19 protein-coding genes are annotated in these 23681 nt (G+C 62.1%); 9 read left to right on the plus strand and 10 right to left on the minus strand.

Annotation, left to right across the window (positions count from 1 at the left end; translation table 11 throughout):
- Nucleotides 1-334: 334 nt before the first annotated feature.
- The 3 genes from ACFWYE_RS06220 (at nt 335) to ACFWYE_RS06230 (ending at nt 6424) form a co-directional block, all read left to right on the plus strand.
- Complete coding sequence (locus ACFWYE_RS06220) at nt 335-4108, plus strand: vitamin B12-dependent ribonucleotide reductase (RefSeq protein WP_379110224.1); 3774 nt, start codon at nt 335-337, stop codon at nt 4106-4108.
- 135 nt (nt 4109-4243) lie between these two features.
- On the plus strand, nt 4244-4759 hold the full coding sequence (locus ACFWYE_RS06225) for a hypothetical protein (RefSeq protein ID WP_379110226.1): 516 nt from the start codon (nt 4244-4246) through the stop codon (nt 4757-4759).
- Between the two features lie 192 nt (nt 4760-4951).
- Nucleotides 4952-6424 carry a serine hydrolase gene (locus tag ACFWYE_RS06230; RefSeq protein ID WP_379110227.1) on the plus strand — a complete coding sequence of 491 codons (1473 nt, stop codon included), beginning with the start codon at nt 4952-4954 and terminating at the stop codon, nt 6422-6424.
- A 17-nt stretch (nt 6425-6441) separates the two neighbouring features.
- On the opposite strand, the gene ACFWYE_RS06235 is transcribed toward ACFWYE_RS06230, so the two are convergent.
- The 9 genes from ACFWYE_RS06235 to ACFWYE_RS06275 form a co-directional block, all read right to left on the minus strand.
- Nucleotides 6442-9435, minus strand: a complete 2994-nt coding sequence (locus tag ACFWYE_RS06235) for an AsmA family protein (protein ID WP_379110229.1) — start codon at nt 9433-9435, stop codon at nt 6442-6444.
- 118 nt (nt 9436-9553) lie between these two features.
- Nucleotides 9554-10441, minus strand: coding sequence for an aldose 1-epimerase (locus ACFWYE_RS06240; RefSeq protein ID WP_379110231.1), 888 nt, complete (start codon nt 10439-10441; stop codon nt 9554-9556).
- On the minus strand, nt 10441-11196 hold the full coding sequence (locus ACFWYE_RS06245; protein ID WP_379110232.1) for an SDR family oxidoreductase: 756 nt from the start codon (nt 11194-11196) through the stop codon (nt 10441-10443). The genes ACFWYE_RS06240 and ACFWYE_RS06245 overlap by 1 nt, the downstream gene beginning before the upstream one ends.
- An 8-nt stretch (nt 11197-11204) precedes the next feature.
- Nucleotides 11205-11936 carry an ATP-binding cassette domain-containing protein gene (locus ACFWYE_RS06250; RefSeq protein WP_379072489.1) on the minus strand — a complete coding sequence of 244 codons (732 nt, stop codon included), beginning with the start codon at nt 11934-11936 and terminating at the stop codon, nt 11205-11207.
- Entirely contained in the window at nt 11933-12916 is a 984-nt protein-coding gene (locus ACFWYE_RS06255; protein WP_379072491.1) for an ABC transporter permease, read from the minus strand. Before ACFWYE_RS06255 ends, ACFWYE_RS06250 begins: the two co-directional genes overlap by 4 nt.
- 63 nt (nt 12917-12979) lie before the next feature.
- Entirely contained in the window at nt 12980-13954 is a 975-nt protein-coding gene (locus tag ACFWYE_RS06260; RefSeq protein WP_379110234.1) for a sugar ABC transporter substrate-binding protein, read from the minus strand.
- A 54-nt stretch (nt 13955-14008) separates the two neighbouring features.
- Nucleotides 14009-14698 carry a GntR family transcriptional regulator gene (locus tag ACFWYE_RS06265; protein ID WP_379110236.1) on the minus strand — a complete coding sequence of 230 codons (690 nt, stop codon included), beginning with the start codon at nt 14696-14698 and terminating at the stop codon, nt 14009-14011.
- A gap of 70 nt (nt 14699-14768) precedes the next feature.
- Entirely contained in the window at nt 14769-15968 is a 1200-nt protein-coding gene (locus tag ACFWYE_RS06270) for a mandelate racemase/muconate lactonizing enzyme family protein (protein ID WP_379110238.1), read from the minus strand.
- A 3-nt stretch (nt 15969-15971) separates the two neighbouring features.
- The gene (locus ACFWYE_RS06275; RefSeq protein WP_379073096.1) at nt 15972-16634 is read right to left on the minus strand and encodes a FadR/GntR family transcriptional regulator; all 663 of its coding nucleotides are present in this window, start codon (nt 16632-16634) and stop codon (nt 15972-15974) included.
- A 307-nt stretch (nt 16635-16941) separates the two neighbouring features.
- On the opposite strand from ACFWYE_RS06275, the gene ACFWYE_RS06280 reads away from it, so the two are divergent.
- Nucleotides 16942-18102 carry a fumarylacetoacetate hydrolase family protein gene (locus ACFWYE_RS06280; protein WP_379110239.1) on the plus strand — a complete coding sequence of 387 codons (1161 nt, stop codon included), beginning with the start codon at nt 16942-16944 and terminating at the stop codon, nt 18100-18102.
- Between the two features lie 37 nt (nt 18103-18139).
- Here the strand turns inward: ACFWYE_RS06280 and ACFWYE_RS06285 are convergent, their stop codons facing one another.
- The gene (locus ACFWYE_RS06285) at nt 18140-18718 is read right to left on the minus strand and encodes a TetR/AcrR family transcriptional regulator (RefSeq protein WP_379072498.1); all 579 of its coding nucleotides are present in this window, start codon (nt 18716-18718) and stop codon (nt 18140-18142) included.
- 196 nt (nt 18719-18914) lie between these two features.
- On the opposite strand from ACFWYE_RS06285, the gene ACFWYE_RS06290 reads away from it, so the two are divergent.
- From ACFWYE_RS06290 to ACFWYE_RS06310, 5 genes are all read left to right on the plus strand, one after another.
- Complete coding sequence (locus ACFWYE_RS06290) at nt 18915-19412, plus strand: (2Fe-2S)-binding protein (RefSeq protein WP_379110241.1); 498 nt, start codon at nt 18915-18917, stop codon at nt 19410-19412.
- Nucleotides 19409-20467 (plus strand): FAD binding domain-containing protein, encoded by a 1059-nt coding sequence (locus ACFWYE_RS06295; protein ID WP_379110242.1) that lies wholly within the window; start codon nt 19409-19411, stop codon nt 20465-20467. The genes ACFWYE_RS06290 and ACFWYE_RS06295 overlap by 4 nt, the downstream gene beginning before the upstream one ends.
- Nucleotides 20457-22715: a xanthine dehydrogenase family protein molybdopterin-binding subunit gene (locus ACFWYE_RS06300; protein ID WP_379110244.1), complete on the plus strand. Its 2259-nt coding sequence runs from the start codon at nt 20457-20459 to the stop codon at nt 22713-22715. The genes ACFWYE_RS06295 and ACFWYE_RS06300 overlap by 11 nt, the downstream gene beginning before the upstream one ends.
- A gap of 79 nt (nt 22716-22794) precedes the next feature.
- Nucleotides 22795-23013 (plus strand): hypothetical protein, encoded by a 219-nt coding sequence (locus ACFWYE_RS06305; RefSeq protein ID WP_379110245.1) that lies wholly within the window; start codon nt 22795-22797, stop codon nt 23011-23013.
- Nucleotides 23014-23219: 206 nt separating this feature from the next.
- Nucleotides 23220-23663 (plus strand): hypothetical protein, encoded by a 444-nt coding sequence (locus ACFWYE_RS06310; RefSeq protein WP_379110247.1) that lies wholly within the window; start codon nt 23220-23222, stop codon nt 23661-23663.
- The last annotated feature ends 18 nt before the right edge of the window (nt 23664-23681 follow it).

Below are 23681 nucleotides of genomic sequence, written 5' to 3' on the forward strand. Positions count from 1 at the left end.
GGCGCGAAACACCGAAAAGGAGACTTTTACGGCTGGAATAAATGACCTGTTAACACTATATTTAGTGTTTGCAGCCAATCTCAGCCCTAGATAATGTGAAGAGCCCTCCAATGAGGGAATCGGAATTTTTCAGATCAAAAAGACCCGCGCGGGTCTGTCGGCAGGCTGAGCGAGGCTTCGCAGGAAGCGTAATACAGCGAGTCGACAACAGAGCGCGGTGATGAACGTCGGCTGTTGCGAGGCAGCTGGAAGACTGGGGCGTGCGCTTTTTGGAAAGGGACCGGGCAAACGCCCGCAAAAAGCGCTATATATAGATTAAGAAGGAACCACGACGATGCGCATCGAGCGGCGTTTCACCAAGCCAGGACAATCGGCTTATGCGGAGATCGAATTCCGCAAGGCGCTTTCCGAGATCAAGAATCCGGATGGTTCCGTGGTGTTCCGCCTCGACGGCATCGACGTGCCCGCGCAGTTCTCGCAGGTCGCCGCCGACATCCTGGCCCAGAAGTATTTCCGCAAGGCTGGCGTTCCGGCTCGCCTGAAGAAGGTCGAGGAAAACGACGTCCCCTCTTTCCTCTGGCGTTCTGTCGCCGACGAAGCCGAGCTGGCCAAACTGCCCGAGAATGAGCGCTACGGTTCCGAGCGCGACGCCCGTCAGGTTTTCGACCGCCTCGCCGGCACCTGGACATACTGGGGTTGGAAGGGTGGCTACTTCGCCTCGGAAGAAGACGCCGCCGCCTTCCGCGACGAACTCGCCTATATGCTGGCCACCCAGCGTGTCGCACCCAATTCGCCACAGTGGTTCAACACCGGCCTGCACTGGGCCTATGGCATCGACGGCCCCGGCCAGGGCCACTATTACGTCGACCCGTTCACCGGCAAGCTGACCAAGTCGAAATCGGCCTACGAACATCCGCAGCCGCATGCCTGTTTCATCCAGTCGGTGGGTGACGACCTCGTCAACGAAGGCGGCATCATGGACCTGTGGGTGCGCGAGGCCCGCCTGTTCAAATACGGCTCCGGCACCGGCTCGAACTTCTCCTATCTGCGTGGCGAGGGCGAAAAGCTTTCGGGCGGCGGCAGATCGTCCGGCCTGATGAGCTTCCTCAAGATCGGCGACCGCGCTGCCGGCGCCATCAAGTCGGGCGGCACGACGCGCCGCGCCGCCAAGATGGTCATCGTCGATGCCGACCACCCGGACATCGAGGCCTTCATCGACTGGAAGGTGAAGGAAGAGCAGAAGGTGGCCTCATTGGTCGCCGGCTCCAAGATCGTCAAGAAGCACCTCGACGCCATCATGAAGGCCTGCGTCAACTGCGAAGGCCAGGACGACGACTGCTTCGACCCGGCCATCAACACCGCGCTGAAGCGCGAGATCAAGGCCGCCAAGAAGAACGCCGTGCCGGAGAACTACATCCAGCGCGTCATCCAGTTTGCGCGACAGGGCTACACCGCGCTCGACTTCAAGACCTACGACACCGACTGGGATTCGGAAGCCTACCTCACCGTCTCCGGCCAGAACTCCAACAATTCGGTCTCGCTGAAGGACGACTTCCTGCGTTCGGTTGAAGCCGATGGCGACTGGCACCTGACCGCCCGCAAGGACGGCAAGGTCCTGAAGACGCTGAAGGCACGCGACCTGTGGGAAAAGATCGGCTACGCCGCCTGGGCTTCGGCTGATCCGGGCCTGCACTTCAACACCACCATGAACGACTGGCACACCTGTGCGTCGGCCGGTGCCATCCGCGCATCGAACCCGTGCTCGGAATACATGTTCCTCGACGACACGGCCTGCAATCTCGCCTCGATCAACCTGCTGCCCTATCGCCAGGCGAACGGCGATATCGACATCGCGGCCTACGAGCACACTGCTCGCCTGTGGACCATCGTGCTCGAAATCTCGGTGATGATGGCGCAGTTCCCGTCGAAGGAGATCGCCAAGCTCTCCTATGACTACCGCACGCTCGGCCTCGGCTACGCCAATATCGGCGGTCTGCTGATGACGTCCGGCATTCCGTATGACTCGGCGGAAGGTCGCGCCATCTGCGCCGCACTGACCGCGATCATGACCGGTGTCGCCTATGCCACCTCCGCAGAAATGGCAGCCGAGCTCGGCGCCTTCCCGGACTATGACCGCAACGCCGTCAACATGCTGCGTGTCATGCGCAATCATCGCCGCGCCGCCTATGGCGACAAGGACGGCTACGAGAAGCTGGCGGTCAACCCGGTTCCGCTCGTCCATGGCGACCTGACGCAGGCCGAACTCGGCCAGCACGCCAAGGCCGCCTGGGACCGCGCCATCGAGCTCGGCGAAGAGCATGGCTACCGCAACGCGCAGGCAACCGTCATCGCGCCGACCGGCACGATCGGCCTGGTAATGGATTGCGACACCACCGGCATCGAGCCCGATTTCGCGCTGGTGAAGTTCAAGAAGCTGGCCGGCGGCGGCTATTTCAAGATCATCAACCGCGCCGTGCCGGAAGCCCTGCGTACGCTCGGCTATTCGGAAAGCCAGATTGCCGAGATCGAGGCCTATGCCGTCGGTCATGGCAACCTCAACCAGGCACCAGGCGTCAATCCGTCGTCGCTGAAAGCCAAGGGTTTCACCGATGAAAAGATCGAAGCGCTGAACGCGGCTCTCAAGAGCGCCTTCGACATCAAGTTCGTCTTCAACCAGTGGACGCTCGGCGCCGACTGGGTGAAGGAGACCTTCGGCTTCACCGACGAACAGCTCGGCGACTTCTCCTTCGAGATGCTGCCGGCGCTGGGTTTCTCCAGGAAGGAGATCGAGGCCGCCAATGTCCATGTCTGCGGCGCGATGACGCTGGAAGGCGCGCCCTTCCTGAAGGTCGAGCACTATGCGGTGTTCGATTGCGCCAATCCTTGCGGCAAGATCGGCAAGCGCTACCTCTCGGTGGAAAGCCACATCCACATGATGGCGGCCGCCCAGCCGTTCATCTCGGGCGCCATCTCCAAGACCATCAACATGCCGAACGAAGCGACGGTCGAGGATGCCAAGAGCGCCTACATGCTGTCGTGGAAGCTGGCGCTGAAGGCAAACGCGCTTTACCGCGACGGCTCGAAGCTGTCGCAGCCGCTCAACGCGTCGCTCATTGCCGATGAGGACGAGGACGAAGACGATGCCATCGAGGCGCTGATCGCCGCGCCTGCTGCCGCCAAGGCCGTGCAGGTCACGGAAAAGATCGTCGAGCGCGTGGTGGAGCGCCTTTATCGCGACCGCGAGAAGCTGCCGAACCGCCGCAAGGGCTATACCCAGAAGGCGATCGTCGGCGGCCACAAGGTCTATCTGCGCACCGGCGAGTTCGACGACGGCCGCCTCGGCGAGATCTTCATCGACATGCACAAGGAAGGCGCTGCCTTCCGCGCCATGATGAACAACTTCGCCATCGCCATCTCGCTGGGTCTCCAGTACGGCGTGCCGCTGGACGAATATGTCGAGGCCTTCACCTTCACCAAGTTCGAGCCGGCCGGCATGGTCGTCGGCAACGACGCCATCAAGAACGCCACCTCGATCCTCGACTATGTGTTCCGCGAACTGGCCGTCTCCTACCTGTCGCGTCACGACCTCGCTCATGTCGACCAGTCGGACCTCGACAAGACCTCGCTCGGCAAGGGCATCACCGAAGGCAAGACGACGCCCTTCTCCAAGGGCCTGTATCGGGGTGCTTCGCCGGTGAAGCTGGTGTCGAACCTCGGAGCCGAGCCGAAAGGTTTTGGCGGCACCCAGGCACCGGCCCCTGCCCGCGCAACCCCGACGGCTTTCGCAGGCTCCAACGTGCTGGCACTGAAGCCGAATGCCGAGGACGCGCTCGCCTACAAGCGCGACTATGAGGAGCGTGCGAAGGAACTGGCCGAGGACATAGCCGACGAAGAGAGCTCGGAAGAAACAGCAACTTCGGCGCTGTTCACCGACGCTGCCGCACAGGAAGTCGCCGAGGCCAAGAAGCTCGCCGCCGACCGCCGCGCCAAGTCGCTGCTGCAGGGCTATACCGGCAACAGCTGCTCGGAGTGCCAGAACTTCACGATGGTTCGCAACGGCACCTGCGAGAAGTGCGACACCTGCGGCGCGACGAGCGGGTGCAGCTGATCCGGGGCCGAACAGGCTTCATGTAAATCCTACTCGACAACTCGCCATCTCAGGCAATGCAAGAGACCCCGGCACGAAAGCGCCGGGGTCTCTTGATTCGCTGTCTTCAAAAATGAAAGGCAAGAGAATGCGCCGTTGGCATTCTTTCCCAGTCGTGTCAGCTTGAACTGGCTGATGTCGGCAAGAGTATTGACAGTGCCCAGGATCACCTCGAAGTCGTTGAAACAGTTGCCGTCTCGTGTAAGGATTGCGGCTTGCGGTGTATCCGCGCTGATGGCGGTGCTGTCGGCTTCGGGCGTCAGCCTGGCGGAGGGAGCGGAGCCCACAGCGAACTCGATTTCATGTTCACAGGGCAAAAACAGCTTCGAGTTCACCTTTTCGGACAGGAAAAGCGCAACACTGAAACGGGTCGAAGGCGCCGAGATAACCCTTTTCCCCGATCTACAGGAAGCGAACTGGACTGCCCGCTTTGCCATCGAAGACGGGGCTCCGAGCTATCGCATTGCGAATGCACGCGGCGCTGAATTGTCAGTGCTCATACCTCCCCCGCCGATGACCAAAACAATCGGCCGTCTAACGCTGGCCACTCCGCCTGAAGGTAAAGTCGACCTGCTCTGCGACCTGAGTACACCGATGCCCTGGCATTGGTAATTGCGGCTCTGACCCGAACTTGGTCCCCGTCCTCGCAATCCCGCCAGACTCGATCAGCCGCTCAAATTTGGCGGGCGCGTGACCACAACGGTTCACAGCCCTACGTCTGCTGTTCCAGGTTCACTTGGCGCTGGCGTCGACTCAAATCCTGGAGCATGGCAATTGGCTTGCGGTTTCAAGGAATGTGAAGCGATGCCCCGTCTCAACGAGTTGCCGGAATATGAGGCGCTTGCCGCCGCAGTATCCGAGGTGTTTTCACGACGCGTCGCCAGCCAGACCAGCCCCGGTATCCGCTTTGTGGTTTTCGACACTTCCGGACCGATGTTCGAGGGCGGTTTTGGAACCGCCGGAGAGAGCGCAACCCCGCCCGCGCGACATAGTCGCTTCCGCGTGGCCTCCTGCACCAAGAGTTTTACGGCTGCGGCGGTCCTGCAACTACGCGACCGAGGGCTGCTGTCGCTTGACAATGCGGTGACGGACTACGTTCCCGACCTTGTCGCGACGCGGCCGGTCAACCAGCCGGAGGCACCGACGCTTCGGATGCTGCTGTCGATGGCTGGCGGCTTTCCGACCGACGATCCGTGGGCCGACCGGCAGGAATCGATATCCAATGAAGAGTTCCGCTCGATCCTGCGGAACGGTGTCCGCCTCTCGACGGCACCGGGAACGCGCTATGAATATTCAAACCTGGGCTACGCCCTGCTTGGGCAGGTGATCGAGGTGGTCAGCGGCCAATCCTATCCCGCATTCGTGACCGAGAATCTGCTTAAACCCCTCGGCCTCGACGAGACGGGTTTCGACCCCGCCGCAGTCCCGGAGGGCTCGCTGACGACCGGATACCGCAAGGTCGGCGACGAATGGGTTGCGTTGCCGTTCAGTGGTCCCGGCGCCTTTTCTTCCATAGGCGGTGTCGTCACTACCCCCCTGGACCTGGCACGTTGGGCTGGTTGGCTGTGCTCGGCCTTCCATCCCACGGGCGACGATGACGGCCCCCTCTCCAGTGCCAGCCGGCGCGAAATGCAGCGGATACAATGCCCGATCGCATTCGACGCGACAGACGAGTTGCGTCTCAAGGGCTACGGCTATGGCCTTGTGATCGAAGACCATCGAAGGTTTGGCCCGATCGTCTGCCACTCTGGCGGATATCCTGGTTTCAGCTCGCACATGCGGTGGAATCCGGCGACGCGTCTCGGCGTTGTCGTGGTCGAGAACGCAACCTATTCGGGCGCCTGGAATCCCGCTGCCGAAGCATTGGCCTTGCTGCTCGGTGCGGCCACCAGCATCGCCGCGGCCGAGCCACCGGTCCCCGCCGCGATCGATCGACTGGCCGATGGGCTTCGACGCCTGCTGGCACAAGGCTGGGACAACAGCACTGCAGACGCCATTTTCCTGGAGAACGTCGCTCTGGACCGCCCCTATCCGGAAAGGGCGCAGGAGCTCGCCTCGCTGCGGGAGAAGGCCGGTCCACTGGATATGACGGGCACAACCATCGTGGCCACGGATATCGGTGCCATCGAAGGCGGCTACGGCAGCTTCGAGATGCACGTGCCGTGCAGCTCAGGCGAGGTTATTACGGCGGTACAATGCGGCCCCGTCGAACCGATCCGAATCCAGACGGTGTCCTGGCGGATCCAGCAGACCACGGGCCCGGGTGGGATCCAGTAGGACCGCAACGCCTGTAGCTACTGCAGAAGCTGATCGAGAATCGTTCCGATCTTGTCTTTTTTCGGCGTCTCCGGCGCGGGCGGCTGGCCTGCTTCAGGTTCTACCTCGCCCTGAACAGGCCCCTCGTTCGCTTGCGGTGTTTCATTGGAACCTTGATCGGGAGCTCCTTGATCAGGCTTCTGACCCGGCAAGACGCCGTTTATGATGTCGGTGAGCCCGGATTTGTCGCCCTTGCCGCCCTTGATCAGGTCGCCGATGAGGTCCCCGGCGCCCTTGCCGATGCCGGCTTCTCCCGGAAGCAATTTGTCGAGGTTCAGCTTGCCGGTCGGCAATCCGAGGCGGTTCAGCATCTCCAATGCGCCTTTGGGATCCTGCAACAACTTGCGCAAATCCGGATAGATGCGTGGCGCGGAGAGCGAGCCGTCGACAATGACCGGCACGCCTATGCCCTTTGCCGCGATGTCGCCGCCTTGCCCGGAGAGCGAAGCCACGACCCGCGGATTGAGATTGATCTCGAGTGTCAGTTCCGCAAGATCGATCTTGCCGGAGCCGTCCATGCGCACAAGCGGGCCGAGCAGGCTGATATCCTGCGTCTGCGCAACACCGTTCTCGATGGCGAACGATGCGCCGAGTTCGGTGAATGTGGTCTTCTTGGTGTCATCCGACTTGAAGCCGCCGGCAAGCAGTCCGGCCAGATTGTTGTAGACCTCGGCGATGTTGATGCCGCGCAGCGCACCGTCGCTGAGCTTCAACGCGGATTTGCCTTCAAGCGACCGTCTCAGCGTCTTTGTGGTTTTTCCGGTCCCCGAAACGGCGATGTTCGTGTCGAGCCGGCCCTCCAGCTTGTCGAACCCCGCCGCATCGTTAAGCAGCGGCGCGGCGGTCGCGCCACCGATCGCCAGGTCCAGCTTTATCGCAGGAACATCGCCGGAGCCGCTCGCGGACATTTTCGCGGCGATGGTCCCACCGTAGAACGGGCTTTCGGGCAGGCTCAGATCAGCGTCACCATTCGCGACGACGAGCGTGGTTTTCACCGGACCGGCAAAGACCTTGCCGTAACCGATCCTGTCCGCCGCAACGTCGATCTGTGCGTCCAGCCCTTTGAGAAATGCAAGATCGATAGGCGCGTCGCTGGAGCCGGCCGAGCCTTTTTTTCCCGAGGCTGGGGGCTTTCCCCCTCCCGTGAGCGCCGCGAAATCCAGCGTCGCAAACTGGAGCGAGGTGCGGATGTTGAGCGGCGTGCCAAGTTTAACCGCACCATCGCCGGATGCCTTGACGCCGTTCAGGCCAATATTGGCGTTTGCGAACGAGGCCCCTGCGGGACCGGCGTCGACGGTGCCCTTGAAGTCGAAATCCTGCAAACCACCGGATGCGCCCTGCCCCAGCCACTGCAAGAGCCTGTCGAGCGATGGTGTCGAAGCAGAGACCTGCCCCTTGAACGTGCCGCCCGCACCCACCGTGCCGTTCGCACTGGCACGCAGAAGTTTCGACGCTATGGAGAGACTTACCGGTCCCGACGCCTCCGCAAGCGATGGGCTTGCGAGGAAATCGGCGGGGGCGGCCTGCGACTGGAAGGCGATCTCCTGGCCTTGCCAGGTCAGCTTTCCAGCAACATCGACGGGCTTGGCAATGTCCTGAATTTTCGCGTCGAGGCTCAGGCCGGTAATGTCGCCGTCCTTCTTGCCGGTGAGCGCAGCCAGAGGGACTTTGCCCTGGCGGATCCCTACCGTCCCCCGCAGGTTGAGGCTTTCGCGCATCTTGGCCGCGTTCAGTCCGCGAAAGGCGAAGGCGGTATCCAGGGTTATCTTTCCCGACAGCGGGGCCGGCTGGCCGGCAAGCTTCGCCATCGCGCCGATATCCAGTCCGGAGCTGGTCAGCTTGCCCTGGAATGTCGGGGCGGGCTTGGTCACATCGGTTGAAACCGAAGCGGCAAGACTGCCCGCGTCGAGGCCGAGATGCTGCAGGTCGGCTTCCAGATGCCCGTTGCGAAGGGTCGCCGCGAACTGGACATCGGAGGCAGCCAGCGCGCCGCTGACCAGTTGATCCACGGTGACGCTGACATCGGCGTCGATATTCGCCAGCATCGCCAGGCTGGGTTCGCTGGCAGTGCCCGGCTCTGCCTTGCCGGTTCCGGAATTGGCCAGCGCACCGACATCGATGCGCTTTGCGGACAGATCTGCGAGGAAGCGGTGCGGCCTGCCGGGCTGGAACAGCGCGTCCAGTTGGAAGGACTGGTCGGCAAGGTCGAATTGTCCACCCTGGATCTGGTAGCCGCCGTCCGCATTCAGCCGGATCTCACCGCTTGCTTTCACCGATGCCAGAAGAGGAGACGGCGCAGGCTCGATCTTCGCTTCGAGCGCGACCTTGGCCGGCTGCCGCTGCAGGATCGGCCTGAGTGCCGAAAGCGTGCCATCCAGTTGCAGCCGCCGGCCATCCTGCGTCGCAGCCAGCGAGAAAACGGCTTCGCGATCGAGATCCGATGCCTTCAGATCGACATCGATTGCACTGACGGTGCTCGCCGCCCCGTTTTCGCCGGCCGCGCTGAGGCTGCCATTTTCGATGGTGATGCGATTAACGGCCAGCCGCTCCAGCGTACCGACGAGAGCGGCGAAAGGATCGTGGTCAAGCTGGCCAGACGGCGTTGGTTGTGCATCCGCGCCTTCGCCGGACGATGTGATGGTGATGGCCGGGTCGACGAGCGCAATGGACTGGATTTCAAGCTTTTTCGACCACAGCGACGAAAGCGTGATCGCGGTCGAAAACCCGGGTACTTTTGCAGAAAGATCGCCTGTCTGCGACGAGATAGTGATGTCCTTCGTCACCACGGCCAGGCTCGGCAGGAACGACAGCCGCACAGGGCCGTTCAGGCTGATGTCCATGCCGCTTGCCGACGACAGCTGCCGGCTCAACTCGGACCGCGCCCAGTCAGTCGAAATCAGGGCTGGGAGAACAAGAAGCAGTCCGACGATGGCCGCGACAACGGCAATCACTGCGGCAGCAGCTTTTTTCATATCGATCAGCCAGCATCACCGGAAGGAATCAGCGCTGATACAACCATACATCAGTGCACGCAGGATTTCACAACCGAGCTGCCCACGCGCATCGGACATCAGGCAAATCCACGGCAATCTACAGCGGTTGCGCGATGAACCGCGCGCTGGCCTTTATCCGTCCACCTGGTTGAAGTTTCACCATGCCGTGGCTGATCGGGCCTTCCGGCAGATTGAAAGCGTCGACAGGATGGGAGACCGGTTCAAAGCAGAAGAAATCGGCATCACCGGACGGAGAATAAAGCACGTACCGATCCAACAACTCACTTGCCTCGACCAGTACCGTCAGATCCCTGGATGGCCAGTCGATGCGCGCCTTGCCGTCCCAGCCATCGAACCAGTTGTTGACCCAGGATCGCGGCAGTTCACGGCTTCGGGTAAAATCCAGCTGCGAATGCTTCCAGACGGGCTCGACTGCTCGCGGCAGATGGTCGTCCTGCTCCAGCCAGACACGATCGGCTTGGGCGGTCAGCCTAGTGTCGTGATCGCGCACGAACCATGGATGAAAACCCAGACCGTAAGGCAGGACGAGTGCCGCCCTGTTGGTGACGGCGAGTTCCATGAGAAGCGTAGCGCCGTCCAGCCGGTAGGTCACCGAGGCGTCATAACAAAACGGGCCAGGCCCCGTCCCAGTGAGGGAAAGCGTGACGGCGCCGTCGCTCGCTTCGACGACAGTCCACGCTGCCGAAAATGCGCTGCCATGGATGGGGTATCTTTCGGCCGGCATGTTCGGCTCAATGGGGTGAAATGCACCATCGAACGCAAAGCCACCACCCGAAACGCGTCCCGAGAACGGGACCAGCAGGATGTTCGACAGGCCGAAGGGATGTCCCGTTCCTGGATCGACCGATCGGAACACCGGCGTCCAGGCGTTGCGATGCATCACGTCGAAGGACATAAGCCCCGCTCCCAGATCCGGCCGGATGGTGATCCGGGCGATCGTGCTGGACAGGCAAAGCGGCGCCATCACCAACCGCCGTCGATATGAATGTTTTGTCCCGTGATCAGGTCAGAGGCCGGCGAAACCAGGAACAGCACAAGCTCGGCGACATGCGCCGGTTCAATGCGTTCCTTCAGGCACTGATTTTCGAGGATCCAGTCATTGTATTCCTGTAGCCGGTCGGCAAAGACCCGCCGCTCGGCATCCGAAACGACAGCGCCCGGCGATACGGCATTGACGCGCACGCCATGCGGCCCAAGTTCCCGGGCGAGCGTCTTGGTGAGGCCAAGCATGGCGCCCTTGGAAGCTACATAGGGAACATAGCCATCCCAGCGGCCATTCAGCGTCACTGAACAGAAATTGACGATCTTGCCATAGCGCTTCTGTTTCATCGCGGGCGCTACCGCGCGCGCAAGCGCAAAGGCAGCGGCGGAATTCACCCGAAGCTGGTCTTCGTATTCCTCGAGCGAGAACGCCTCGAACGGCTTGTTGATGATCAGCGCTGCGTTGTTGATCAGGATATCGATGCCGCCACAGGCTGCAGCGAGCGTCTCGCCACGCGCCTGCGTCGCGGCAAGGTCGTTGAGGTCTTGCCCGACATAGGAAGCTTGAACCCGGCACTTCGCGCCGAGCTCCGCCGCAAATGCCGCGCCGCCTTCGGCATGCGGCCGATCGAGCAGAAGAAGGTTTGCCCCCGCTCCGCCGAGCACTTCCGCCTGGGCGCGCCCCAAGGTTCCGAGCGCCCCGGTCAGAAGCACGTTTTGTCCGCCAAGGATCGTCATCGGCTTTCTCACAACAGGTCGTGGACTTCGTCGATCGAGGTTTCAGCCGTCGGCCGGTCGAAAACGATCTCGCCGCGCGCCATCGCCACGATGCGGTCGCAGGACTGGAAGACGTGTTGCATGTTGTGCGAGATGAAGATGCCGGTCAGCCCCTGCGCCTTGAGGCCGCGCACGAAACCGATGACCTTGTTGGTTTCCTTGACCGAGAGATGATTGGTCGGCTCGTCGAGGATCAGCACCTTCGACCTGAAGTGCATGGCGCGGGCGATGGCAACGCCCTGGCGCTGGCCGCCCGACAATTCACCGACCAGGGCATCCGGCGAACGCAGGTGCAGGTCGACATCGGCGATCGCCTGCACGCTTTCCTCGCGCATGCGCTTCTGATCCATGAGGCCAAAACCGCCGAATGCCCACTTCAACGGCTCGCGACCGATGAAAAGGTTGCGCGCTATCGACATGGTCGGGACCATGGAGTTGTACTGGTAGATCGTCTCCAGCCCGTGATGCATGGCATCTTTCGGCGAGCGGAAACGAACCTCCTTGCCTTCGATCAGGATTTCACCCGCATCCTGGTAATGCACGCCGGACAGGATCTTGATGAGGGTCGACTTGCCGGCGCCATTGTCGCCCACCAGCCCGACCGTCTCGCCGGGGTGGATGATCAGCGAAACATTCTTGAGCGCATGGACGCCGCTGTACCATTTCTGGAGATTGCGGCACTCGATGATCGGCGTGGTCATTTGTGCGCCTCCACCTTGATCTTGCGGGATATCCTGGCCATCCACGCATTGGCGATGACAGCGAACATGGTGAGCAGGCCGATCGCGAACTTGAACCAGTTGGCGTCAACGCGCGACAGGACCAGCCCGTTGTCGATCGTGCGGATAAGCAGCGTGCCGATGATGGCGCCAAACACCGTGCCGATGCCACCGGCGAGCGCCGTGCCGCCGATGACGGCTGCCGCCACGGCCTGCAGTTCCAGTCCTTCACCAATCGACGGCAGGGGCGAGCCGAGGCGCAATACCTGCAGCAGGCCGGCGAAGCCAGCCAGCATGGAGCACAGCATGAAGCAGATGATTTTCACGCGCTTGACCGGAATGCCCATGGAAGCGGCTGCCTCGTTGAAACCGCCGGTTGCGCGGATCCAGTTGCCGAAATTGGTGAGCGACAACAGTGCTGTTGCCAGGGCTGCTATGACCACGAACCAGACAAAGGACATGCGCAGGATCGAACCCTGCCAGATGTAGTCGGTGAACAGCCAGGTCGGCAGATTGTCCGGCAGCAACGGCGGAAAACCGCCGGAGATGACAATGGTGAGCGAGCGGGCGATGAACAGCATGCCCAGCGTGGTGATGAAGCTCGGTATCGCAAACTGCAGCGTGATATAGCCGTTGATGAACCCGACCAGGGCACAGATCGCCAGCCCGATGAGCAAGGCGAGCGGAAACGGAACTCCGGCATTCAGCATCACCGCGATGCTCATCGGCATCAGCGCGAAAACCGACCCGACTGAAAGATCGAATTCGCCGCAGATCATCAGGATGGTGACGCCGATCGCGACCAGCGCCATTTCCGGCAGGAGCCCCATGACGCCGCGGATGTTCTCCACGGACAACAGGATGCCGTTCGACTTGATCTGGAAAACCACCAGCAGGACGACAAGCAGCGCGAGGCCGGCGAGTTCCGGCTTATCCAGATAGATTTTCAGAAACCGCTTCATGGGTTCACACTCGTTGCTCGGCGCCCCGAACCCGCAGGCCGGGACGCCCAGAGGACTGGAGGATCAGCGCAGGCCCTGCTTGGACATTTCCATGATCGCCGGAACATCCTTCGGCGTGACAATACCCTGCCCGGTGTCGATATCGGCCGGTGTGAGGCCGGCGGTCTTGTGGAGGTAGGCCTGCATGACCGGCATGAAGCCCTGCATGTAGGGCTGCTGATCGACCTGGACCTGCACGTAGCCCGCCTGCATCTGCTGGAGGACTTCCGGTACCAGATCGAATCCGCCGAGGAGAACCTTGCCGGGTGCGATCCCGCGATCCTTGAGCACCTTGGCAACACTGGCTTCCCAATAGCCGGTATCGAAATAGGCCGTCGTGTTGGGATTGGCATTCAGATAGGCGCCGATGCGATCGGCGGTGAGCGCGAGATCGGTGGCGGAATCGATACGCGTGATGTTGATTTCGCGATCCTTGTGCTCGGCCTTGTATTCCTCCAGGAACTTGGTGACGCCGGCTGCGCGCTGTTCCGACCAGGTCTGGCCGGGTGCGTTCACGCCGACCAGCAGGTTGAGCGGCCCCTCCTTCGGGAAATTCTCGGACTGTGCCTTGGCAAGCGCATAACCCGCCGCGACAAACCCCTGTCCGATAAAGGCCTTGCGGGCATTGCCCTTGGCGCCCTGGCTGTCGTCGACATTGACCGCCAGCACAAGAATACCTGCGTCCGTCGCTTCCTTGATCGCGTTGTCGTAGGCCTTGTCGTCAACGATGGCGACGAAGATCGCGTCCGGCTTGGATGCGATCGCCGCCTGCAGATTGGCCACCGCCTGTTCGACGGAACCTTCCTGCTGCGTCAGCACCAGTTGGCAGGTGGCGCCAACCTTGGCGCAGGCATCGTCATAACCCTTCTTCACCGACTGCCAGAACGTGTTGGAGGCCGAAGAATGGCTGATGAAGATGGTGTTGAGGCCTTCAGCGCCAGCGGGCGACGCCATCAACGAGAGACCGAGTGCGGTGGTGGTCAGGAATTGTTTGAGCATGTTTTCCTCCATTGCTGTTTCTTGTTGTTGTGAATGTCTTCGCGCCGCCTGCTGTCAGTCGCGGTCGAACAGTTCGGCGCGACCGCTGGCGATTGCAGGCAACGAATTCAGGATTTCGCGCAGGTGCAGGCGCATTGCCTGTTCGGCGCCGTTCTGATCACCGCTGGCGATCGCCTCGACGATACGCTCATGCTGATCGATCAGCCGTGTCACGTGCATGTCGTCGACAGACAGAAACCGCACGCGGTCCATCTGCGCCTTGACGCCTTCGATGACATTCCAGGCATAGCTCTTGCCGGCGGACGCCGCGAGCGTGCGGTGAAAGAGTTCATCCAAGCGCAGGAAAGCAGCACGATCGCTGTGCGGGACACCCTTCTGCTGGGCAACCTGCCGGCGCAGCTCATCGATGGCGCCGGCAGCACGGCTCTCGGCGACCATCCGGACCACATCGGCCTCGATTGCCTCGCGCACGAAACGCGCGTCCATCACCGCTGCGACCGATATCCTGGTCACGAACGTGCCCCGTTGCGGCAGGACCTGCACCAGCCCTTCCTCGGAGAGCTTGATGAAAGCCTCGCGCACCGGCTGGCGGCTGACAGAAAGGGATTTGGCGACTTCCGATTCGGAAAGACGCTCGCCGGGCAGGAGTTCGGCCTGGATGATCCGCCTTCGCAAGAGGCGATAAACCTGGGGGCCGACCGTCTCCCCGAGGGAAATACCGGCAGGCACTTCGGCGATCTGCATGGAGCCCTCCTCCCAAGGCAAAACAGTCTACCCTACTACCATACCAGTTAAGCGCATTTCTGCTCCCCGTTCAATTGGTCTTTGACGAACGGCGACGAACTGTGAATTTTCGATCGAGATCTCCGGCGAGGTCGACGCCATGACCCGGCCCCGGCGGGATGGTGATCATGCCGTCCTTGACGGTCGGCAACTGCGTGGTGAGATCGGCGTACCAGGTCTTGTAGTAGGCGCGAACGCTTTCCTGGACGAGCGCGTTCGGCGCGTTGAGCGACAGGTGCGTCGAGGCCGAAAGCACGACGGGTCCGGTGCAATCATGCGGAGCTACCGGCAGATGCCAGGTTTCAGCCATCGTCGAGATCTTCTTCGCTTCGGATATTCCCCCGCACCAGGACAGGTCGAGCATCACGATCCCTGCGGACTCGGTTTCCAGAAGGTCACGAAATGCCCAACGCGTCGCCAGTGTCTCGGAGGCACAAAGCGGCGCCCGGCTGGCCGCCGCATAACGCTTCAAACTGGAAAGCGAATCCATCTTGATCGGATCTTCGTGCCAGAAGGTGGCGTAGGGCTCGAGCGCCCGTGCGATCTGGATGGCAGGCGTCAATTGCCACATCGAATGGAACTCGACCATGATGTCGATCCTGTCGCCGACCCGCTTGCGGATCTTCTCGAACGGCTCGAGCGCCTTGCGGAGGTCGGGACCTGAAATGTACTGACCGGAAGTCTTCTCCGCGGCGATGTCGAACGGCCAGATCTTCATGGCGGTGATGCCATCGGACAGAAGATCCTCGGCCAGCTCGTCCGCGCGCTCCAGGAAGCCGTTCAGGTCGTCATAGTCCCGCCTCTGCCCGCCAATGCCGTAGTTGGCCGTCTGCTGCCCCTTGGCTTCGCGCATGTAGGTGTTGCCGGCACAGGTGTTGTAAGTGCGGATTTCGCGACGAGAGAACCCACCGAGCAGTTGAGCGATGGGCAGATTCGTTGCCTTGCCGAACAGGTCCCAGAGCGCAATGTCGATCGCCGAATTGCCGCGCGTTTCGACCCCGGTCGAACGAAAGCCAAGATAACCGTTCAGGTCCTTGGAAATCCTGTCGATTTCGAGCGGGTCGCGCCCGAGCAGCCTGGGCGCCGCCACCTCATGGATATAGGCCTCGACCGTTTCGGCCATGAAGAAGGTCTCGCCGAGACCGACGATGCCTTCATCCGTGTGGACACGCACCCAAAGAATGTTCGGGAACTCCGTGACCCGAACGGTTTCGAATTCGGTGATCTTCATCGATCAATAGACTCCCGCTGCGAGCAGCGCCTTAACCGTCAGATCGAAATGCTCGACCATGGCGGCTTCTCCCTTGGCAGGATCGCCATTGGCGATGGCCTGGGCGATCGCCAGATGCGTGTCGACACTTTCCTGCCGCGTCTCGTTGCTGCCCCGGCTTGCCCATCCGATCGGCCAGGTGTGGCGCGTGACGACGTGGAAAGAACCGACGATCATCGAAAACATCGGATTCCTGGAGGCCATGCCGATCGCTTCGTGAAAGGCGATGTCGTGCTCCATGACCTTTTGCGGCTCGTGAAAATCACGCTGCATGGCCTCGGCAAGTTTCAAAATCTCGGCCGCCTCCCTGTCCGTGCGTCTCAGGGCTGCGAGCGCGACCGTGCGCCGTTCCACGGTTCGCCGGACGTCGAATATCTGCTGGATGGTGGCCTGATTGGTATGAACGGCATGATCGGTGATCATGGCCAGTACATCCGCTCTCGGTGCCGCCACACGGGCGCGCCGCCCGTTGCCGACGTCGATCAAAGTGAGCGCTGCAAGCGAACGATAAGCCTCGCGGACGATGGTGCGCGAGGTGCCCGTCAACTCGCAAAAGGCCCCCTCGCTCGGCAGTTCATCGCCGACCTGAAGGCCGTTGTCACGGATGTGGGCCTGAACCGCCGTCATCACGCGATCGACCAGCCCTTCACCACCCGGATGATCGGCCGGCTCCCTTGAAGTCAATGTCGTTTCCATCGCCGCAACCTATCATATAGGTACACATGGACCTTGCAATAGATCTGCCGATGCCTATTGTCAACGCGATTGTCGAAGCAGGAGGATGGATGCGAGCCGAACTTTTCTTCGATGCGCGCGATGTCGTCGGCGGTATCTTGACGATTAGGTAGCCGGCCGCCTGGTACAGCAACACAGGCTCGGCGCTGAAGCTTGCGAACATTCCGAAAATCGAACCTAATCGCCTAAACAGGAGCAAGTGACAGTGACAATCGCGCATGATGTCTTCGCAATCGGCACATTCGTCGGGCGGGTCTGGGACCCCTCGATCGCCGGCCCCAGCCTTGTCGCGATCCGCAACGGCAAGCTGATCGACATCACGTCAAAAGCCACACCAACCATGCGCGACCTGCTCGAACGCGAGGACGCCGCGGAATATGTCGCGCAAGCCGACGGCCCGGCACTGGCATCGCTGGCGGAGCTGCTTTCACAATCCGGCGGCGACCGGGATCCGCAGGCCTTGCATCTCCTGGCACCCAACGACCTTCAGGCGGTCAAGGCCTGCGGCGTAACCTTTGCGCGCTCGATGATCGAGCGTGTCATCGAGGAACGTGCCGCCGGCGACCCGGATCTGGCCGTCAAGATCCGGGAAAAGGTCATTGCCATCGTTGGCGACAGCCTGCGCAACCTGAAGGCAGGCTCGGCCCAGGCAGCCAAGGTCAAGGAAGCGCTGATCGAAGATGGCGTCTGGTCGCAATACCTGGAGGTCGGGATCGGTCCTGACGCCGAGGTCTTCTCCAAGGCGCAGGTGCTTTCCTCGGTTGGCCACGGTGCGGATGTCGGGCTTCACCCAATCTCGAAGTGGAACAATCCCGAGCCGGAAATCGTGCTTGTCGTGAACTCGGCCGGCACGGTGAAAGGCGCGACGCTCGGCAATGATGTGAATCTGCGCGATGTCGAAGGGCGATCGGCATTGCTGCTCGGCAAAGCCAAGGACAACAACGCCTCCTGCGCGATCGGACCGTTCATCCGGCTGTTCGACGCGACCTATACGATCGATGACGTGCGCAATGCCGAACTGAGGCTGAAGGTGGTGGGCGAAGACGGCTTCGTGCTCGACGGCCGAAGCTCAATGAAGGAGATCAGCCGCGATCCGCTCGATCTCGTGTCGCAGACCATCGGCCGTCATCATCAATATCCGGACGGGCTGGTGCTGTTCATGGGCACGCTGTTTGCCCCGACCGAGGACCGTGGAACGCCGGGGCAAGGCTTCACCCACAAGATCGGCGACATCGTCACGATTGCCAATGACGAACTCGGCTCGCTGACGAACCGTGTCCGCCTTTCAACCGACTGTCCGCCCTGGGTCTTCGGCCCATCGCACCTGATGCGCAACCTGGCGGCGCGAAAGCTGCTTTGAATGCAGCCGAGCTGTTGAGCAGCCTTTGGAGCGGGTCTCAGCGTCTGCGCAAGCCGTCCACGAAAACATCGACGAGACGCAGCGCGGTCGGCTGCCATTCCCCTGCCCCTTGCGAATAGAAGATGCCGACCAAGGTCCGCAGCAGGTCTCCCGGCGAAATGTCCGAACGCAGTTCGCCGGCGGCAACACCGCGTTCGAGCAGCATTGCGATAGCCGCGGTCAGCCGCTCGAAGGAGTAGGCCTTCAGCTCAGATGAGCCGTGCGCCACGAGCTGCAGCCCCTCGATCATGCCTTTCTTGGTGGCGACAAGACGGACATTGGCATGCAGCCACCTGCGTAGCGCTTCGACCGGCTCGGTGTCCGCGGTCAGTCGTTCGGCAAGGTCGGTCAACTGGTCGACTTCGTGCCGATAGACTGCCTCGAACAGGGCTTCCCGCGTCGGAAAATGCCGATAGAGCGTGCCGATGCCGACACCAGCCTGCCTTGCCACCGCTTCCAGGCTGGCTTGTGGCCCGCCGGCGCTGAAGATCTGCGTCGCAGTCTCAAGCAACAGTTGGCGATTGCGGATTGAGTCCGCACGTGGTTTTCGCCTTGCCTTTTCGCTCTTCAGTTCCATTTTCTCCAACGGGACATATTCCCCCTTGATAAACGGAGGCACCCTCCGTATATAGTAATGCAGATCGGAATAGTGCACAAAGGCAATTCCGGTCAGGGTCAACGGACCGTTTCGCACCAGATCTCTCCGCGCGCCCGCATCCTTCGCCGCTGGACAGCGGCTTTCCTATATCACGATCACTGAATGGAGTACCGCGATGTCACTCTCCATCAGCCTCACCATCAATGGTCAAGCACGCACGGTCGTGCTCGACGATATGCGTGTGACGCTGCTCGACCTTTTGCGTGAAAGGCTCGATCTGCCCGGCACCAAGAAAGGCTGCGACCGCGGCCAGTGTGGCGCCTGCACCGTGCTCGTCGACGGACGGCGCATCAATTCGTGCCTGGCCTTGGCTGCAAGCCTCGACGGAGCCGAGGTCATCACCATCGAAGGGCTCGCCGAGGGCGAAACGCTGCATCCGGTCCAGGCCGCCTTCATCGCGCATGACGGTTTTCAGTGCGGCTACTGCACGCCCGGCCAGATCATGAGTGCCGTCGGCCTCATCAAGGAGGGGCATGCACAGGGTGATCCCGAGCGCATCCGCGAATTGATGAGCGGCAACATCTGCCGCTGTGGCGCTTACCAGGGCATTACCGAGGCGATCCTGGAAGCCCAGAAAATGATGACCGAAGGCAAGCAGAGGGACGCGGCATGAACCGTTTCGACTACATACGTCCGGACAGCGTGCCGGAGGCAATCGCGGCCGCTGCCGTTGCCGGATCGACTTATCTCGCCGCCGGCACCAATCTGCTTGACCTGATGAAGGTCGGCATCATGCGGCCGGAGCGCGTCATCGACATCACGCGGCTGCCGGGCCTCGACCGCATCGAATGGCTGCCCGACGGAGGCGTGCGGATCGGTGCCATGGTCCGCAATTCCGATCTCGCTTATGACACGCGTTTTGCGCGAGCCTTCCCGGCCGTGGCGGAAGCATTGCTTTCGGGCGCCTCCGCCCAGTTGCGCAATGCAGCAACCGTCGGCGGCAACCTGATGCAGCGCACGCGCTGCGCCTATTTCCATGACCTGACAAGCGCCTGCAACCGGCGCATGGCCGGCTCGGGCTGCGATGCCCGCGACGGCGAGAACCGCCTGCACGCCGTGCTCGGCTGGAGCGAGCATTGCATCGCCACCCATCCATCCGATTTCTGCGTGCCGCTGGTGGCACTGGATGCCGTGGTCGAAGTCGAAGGACCGCATGGTGGCCGCGAGATTCCAGTGGACCTGCTGCATGTCCTGCCGGGTGCAACACCGGAACATGCAACCGCGTTGGCACCGGGCGAACTCATCGTCGCCCTCAGATTGCCGGCGGAAGCGGCAGGTTTTTCCGCCAACGCCCGCTATCTGAAACTGCGAGAACGCACCTCCTATGCCTTCGCCGTGGTTTCTGCCGCGGCAGCATTGGAGCTCGAAGGCGGCCAGATCCGCAAGGCGCGCATCGCACTTGGCGGCGTCGCCGCCAAGCCCTGGCGCGCCCGGGAGGCGGAAATGGCTTTAATCGGAGGGGCGGCCTCGAGGGAAGCCTTTGCAAAAGCTGCCGAACTGGCGTTGGCCGATGCGGCTCCCTCCGGCGACAACGCCTTCAAGATCGAACTGGCGCGCCGCATCGTTGTCCGCGCCCTGAGCCTTGCCCTGGAGGGTACGCCCGAGGTCATACCGGCGCTTCCGGCCTCGCCGTTCTCCACAACAGCTGGAGCAACCCATGTCGCTTGAGAACGTCTCCTCTCAGTCCCGCCGCCACGGGTCGAATGCCGGCCAGCCGCTGACGCGCCGCGATGGCGTGCTCAAGGTCACCGGCCGCGCGACCTACGCCGCCGATAACCATCCGGAGGGCATGCTCTATGCTGTCGCCGCCGTCAGCCGCATCGCACGCGGGCGCGTCACGGCGCTCGACGTTGCCACGGCCAAGGCGCATCCCGGCGTCGTCGAAGTCCTGACCCCGGCCAATCGGCCGCCGCTATCGCATGATCCAGACGAGAAGATGCCGCCGTTCGGCTTCCGCGTCGAGGTGCTGCAAAATGATGACGTGCGCTATGTCGGCCAGCCGATCGCACTCGTCATCGCCGAAACGCTGGAGGCGGCAACGGAAGGGGCTGCCCTGCTCGATCCGCGATACGACGTGGCCGAAGCGCGCACGGACCTGTCGAATGGCGAGCGGTTCGACGTTGACGCCGTGGGTATCGGCTCGCCGGCGCGCACCGCCCATGGCGACATCGCGGCCGGTATGGCTGCCGCCGCTCACGTGACCGAGGCCGAGTATGTGACGCCGGCGCAATATCACAATGCGATGGAGCCGCACGCGGTGGTGGCTGAATGGGACGGCGATCGGGTAACGATCGACATGCCCAACCAGGCCATGGCGCTGAGCTGCGCTGCCTATGCCGCCTATTTCGGCATCCCCGCCGAGAATGTCCTGATCCGCTCGCCTTTCCTGGGTGGCGGCTTCGGCTCGAAGGCAATCCTCAACGGCCCGCAGATCCTGGCCATTCTCGCCGCCCGCATGTTGAAGCGACCTGTAAAACTGGTCCTCACCCGAGCACAGATGTATGGCCCCGTCGGGCATCGCGGCCACACCTGGCAGAAGCTGCGCATCGGCACCGACGGTGGAGGTCGCCTCACCGCCCTGCATCACCATGCGGTTGCGGCCACTTCCAGCTTCGACGAGTTTCTCGAGCCATCGGCAAACGCCTCGCTGCCGCTCTATGATAGCCCCGCCATCCTCGTCGAACATGAAGGTCTCAGGCTCGATACCGGCACGCCCGGGCCGATGCGCGCGCCCGGCGAAGCCTCCGGATCAGCGGCGCTCGAAGTTGCGATGGACGAGGCCGCTGTCGCCTGCGGCATGGATCCGCTGGACTTCAGGCTGGCCAACTACGCCGAAACCGAGCCCGGCACCGGACGGCCGTTCTCATCCAAGGCGCTGCGGGAATGCTATTTCGAAGGTGCAAAGCGCTTCGGCTGGGCCGGGCGGCCGCTTGTCCCTCGTCAGATGCGCGACGAGAACGGTTTTCTTGTTGGCTGGGGCATGGGCACGGCTGTTTTCCATTGCCCGCATTTCCCGGCTGAAGCCCGCGCCACCTTGCGCGCCGACGGCACGGCCCTGGTGGAGACATCCGGCGCCGACATGGGCCAGGGAGCCTGGACGGCACTTGTACAGATCGCGGCGGAAGCACTCGGCCTCGATCCTGATCAGGTCGAGTTCCACTCCGGGGTTTCGAGCCTGCCTGACGGGGGCATCGCCGGCGGTTCCGGGCATACGGCCAGTGCCGGCCTGGCCCTGAACAATGCAGGCGAGGATGCGATCGCCAGGCTGGCGGCAATCGCCACTGCCGATCCGGCGTCGCCGCTTTTCGGCGCCGGCAACATCGGTGTCGTCGCTAGGTCGGGACGGCTCCATCGGCTGGACGATGAAGGCCGCAGCGAAAGTTATGTCGAGATTCTGGCCCGCGCCGGTCAGTCCGAAGTGATCGGCACAGCCAAGGCGGCGCGCGACCAGGAGGCTGCAGCGCGCCATGCGATGTTCTCCCACGGCGCCGTCTTTGCCGAGGTGAAGATCGATCCCGATCTCGGGCAGATCCGCGCAACGCGCCTGGTTGGCGCTTTCGCCGCCGGTCGCGTGATCAATCCCCGCCTCGTGCGCAGCCAATACTTCGGTGGCATGATCTGGGGAACATCCTTTGCACTGCACGAAGAGGCGATAACCGACCGCAGGACCGGCAGGATCATGAATGCCGACCTCGCCGAATATCACGTGCCGGTCAACGCGGATGTGCCTTCGCTGGATGCTATCCTGATTCCGGAGGATGACCCCTACGTCAATCCGCTCGGCATCAAGGGTGTCGGCGAGATCGGCATCACCGGGACTGTCGGAGCTATCGCCAACGCGGTGTGGCACGCGACAGGCGTGCGCGTGCGCCGTTTCCCGATCCGTATCGAAAATCTCATCGCCGGCCAGTCCTGACACGCGAATACGAAAGAACAATCAAACCACTGTCATCAAACCTGCGACACGATTGATCCCAACCACCATTGGAACAGCAATGCAGCAGATCCTAGTCACCACACCGTTCGGCAAGCCGCCGTTGGCCTGCGCCGTCGAACCCGAAACGTTCCTGGCCGAAGCAGACAAACTTCACCGCACGATCGTCCGCCTCCTCCAGGCATCGCCTGCGGAAGGAAGCCTGACCTTGATGCGTCTCGACGCAATCCTCGCGAATGCCGTCGTGGAAACGCTTGGACGCTCACCAGGCTGGAAATAGCAGAGCCAGCCTGGTCGACAGCTGCGAACCCCGCCATTGGCGGGGTTTTTCATTAGATCCCGCTAAATTTTCCAGTGTTGTGTAAAGCCCTTCATAGATGACGTTTCGGCTCCTTCGCATTCTCCCCGCGCGGCCCGACGTGGACCCAGGTCCTCGCCCCAAACACCAAGTCAACGCGCGGACGCCGCCCGCGGAAGGAGGTTCCGATGAAGTTGAATGCCAAATTGCTCGCCATTATCGGCAAACGTATTCCCGCCATTTATGACGTCATCCCGCGAGGGCCACAGGCCTCCCTGGCCTATGTCGCGCTCAACCCGCAGCCGCTGCCGCCAGGACATCTGGGAGCAGCCGTAGCGTCTGAGTTCATTCGGTCCGCCTGGTTGGCCGACAGGGCTGGCCTGGATATGAAGCAGGTTTTCGACGATCTGGACGACTGGTGCCCGACAAGACCGAAAAAGATCAAGCTTCCACCCTGGTGGCCGCCATTCCCGGAGCCGGAGCCGCATCCGGAATGGCTTGTCGAATTCCATCTCGGCTTCGCCGCTCGGGCCGCAGTCAGCCTAGCCGAGCTCGGCGATACGTCGCTCGGTCAATCCCTCAACAAGGCGATCGACCGATCCCTGGCAGCAATCGAAACTGCAAAGATCTGACCATATCACGAACCAAGC

Source organism: Mesorhizobium sp. NPDC059025, assembly GCF_042739655.1.
Taxonomy (GTDB): Bacteria; Pseudomonadota; Alphaproteobacteria; order Rhizobiales; family Rhizobiaceae; genus Mesorhizobium.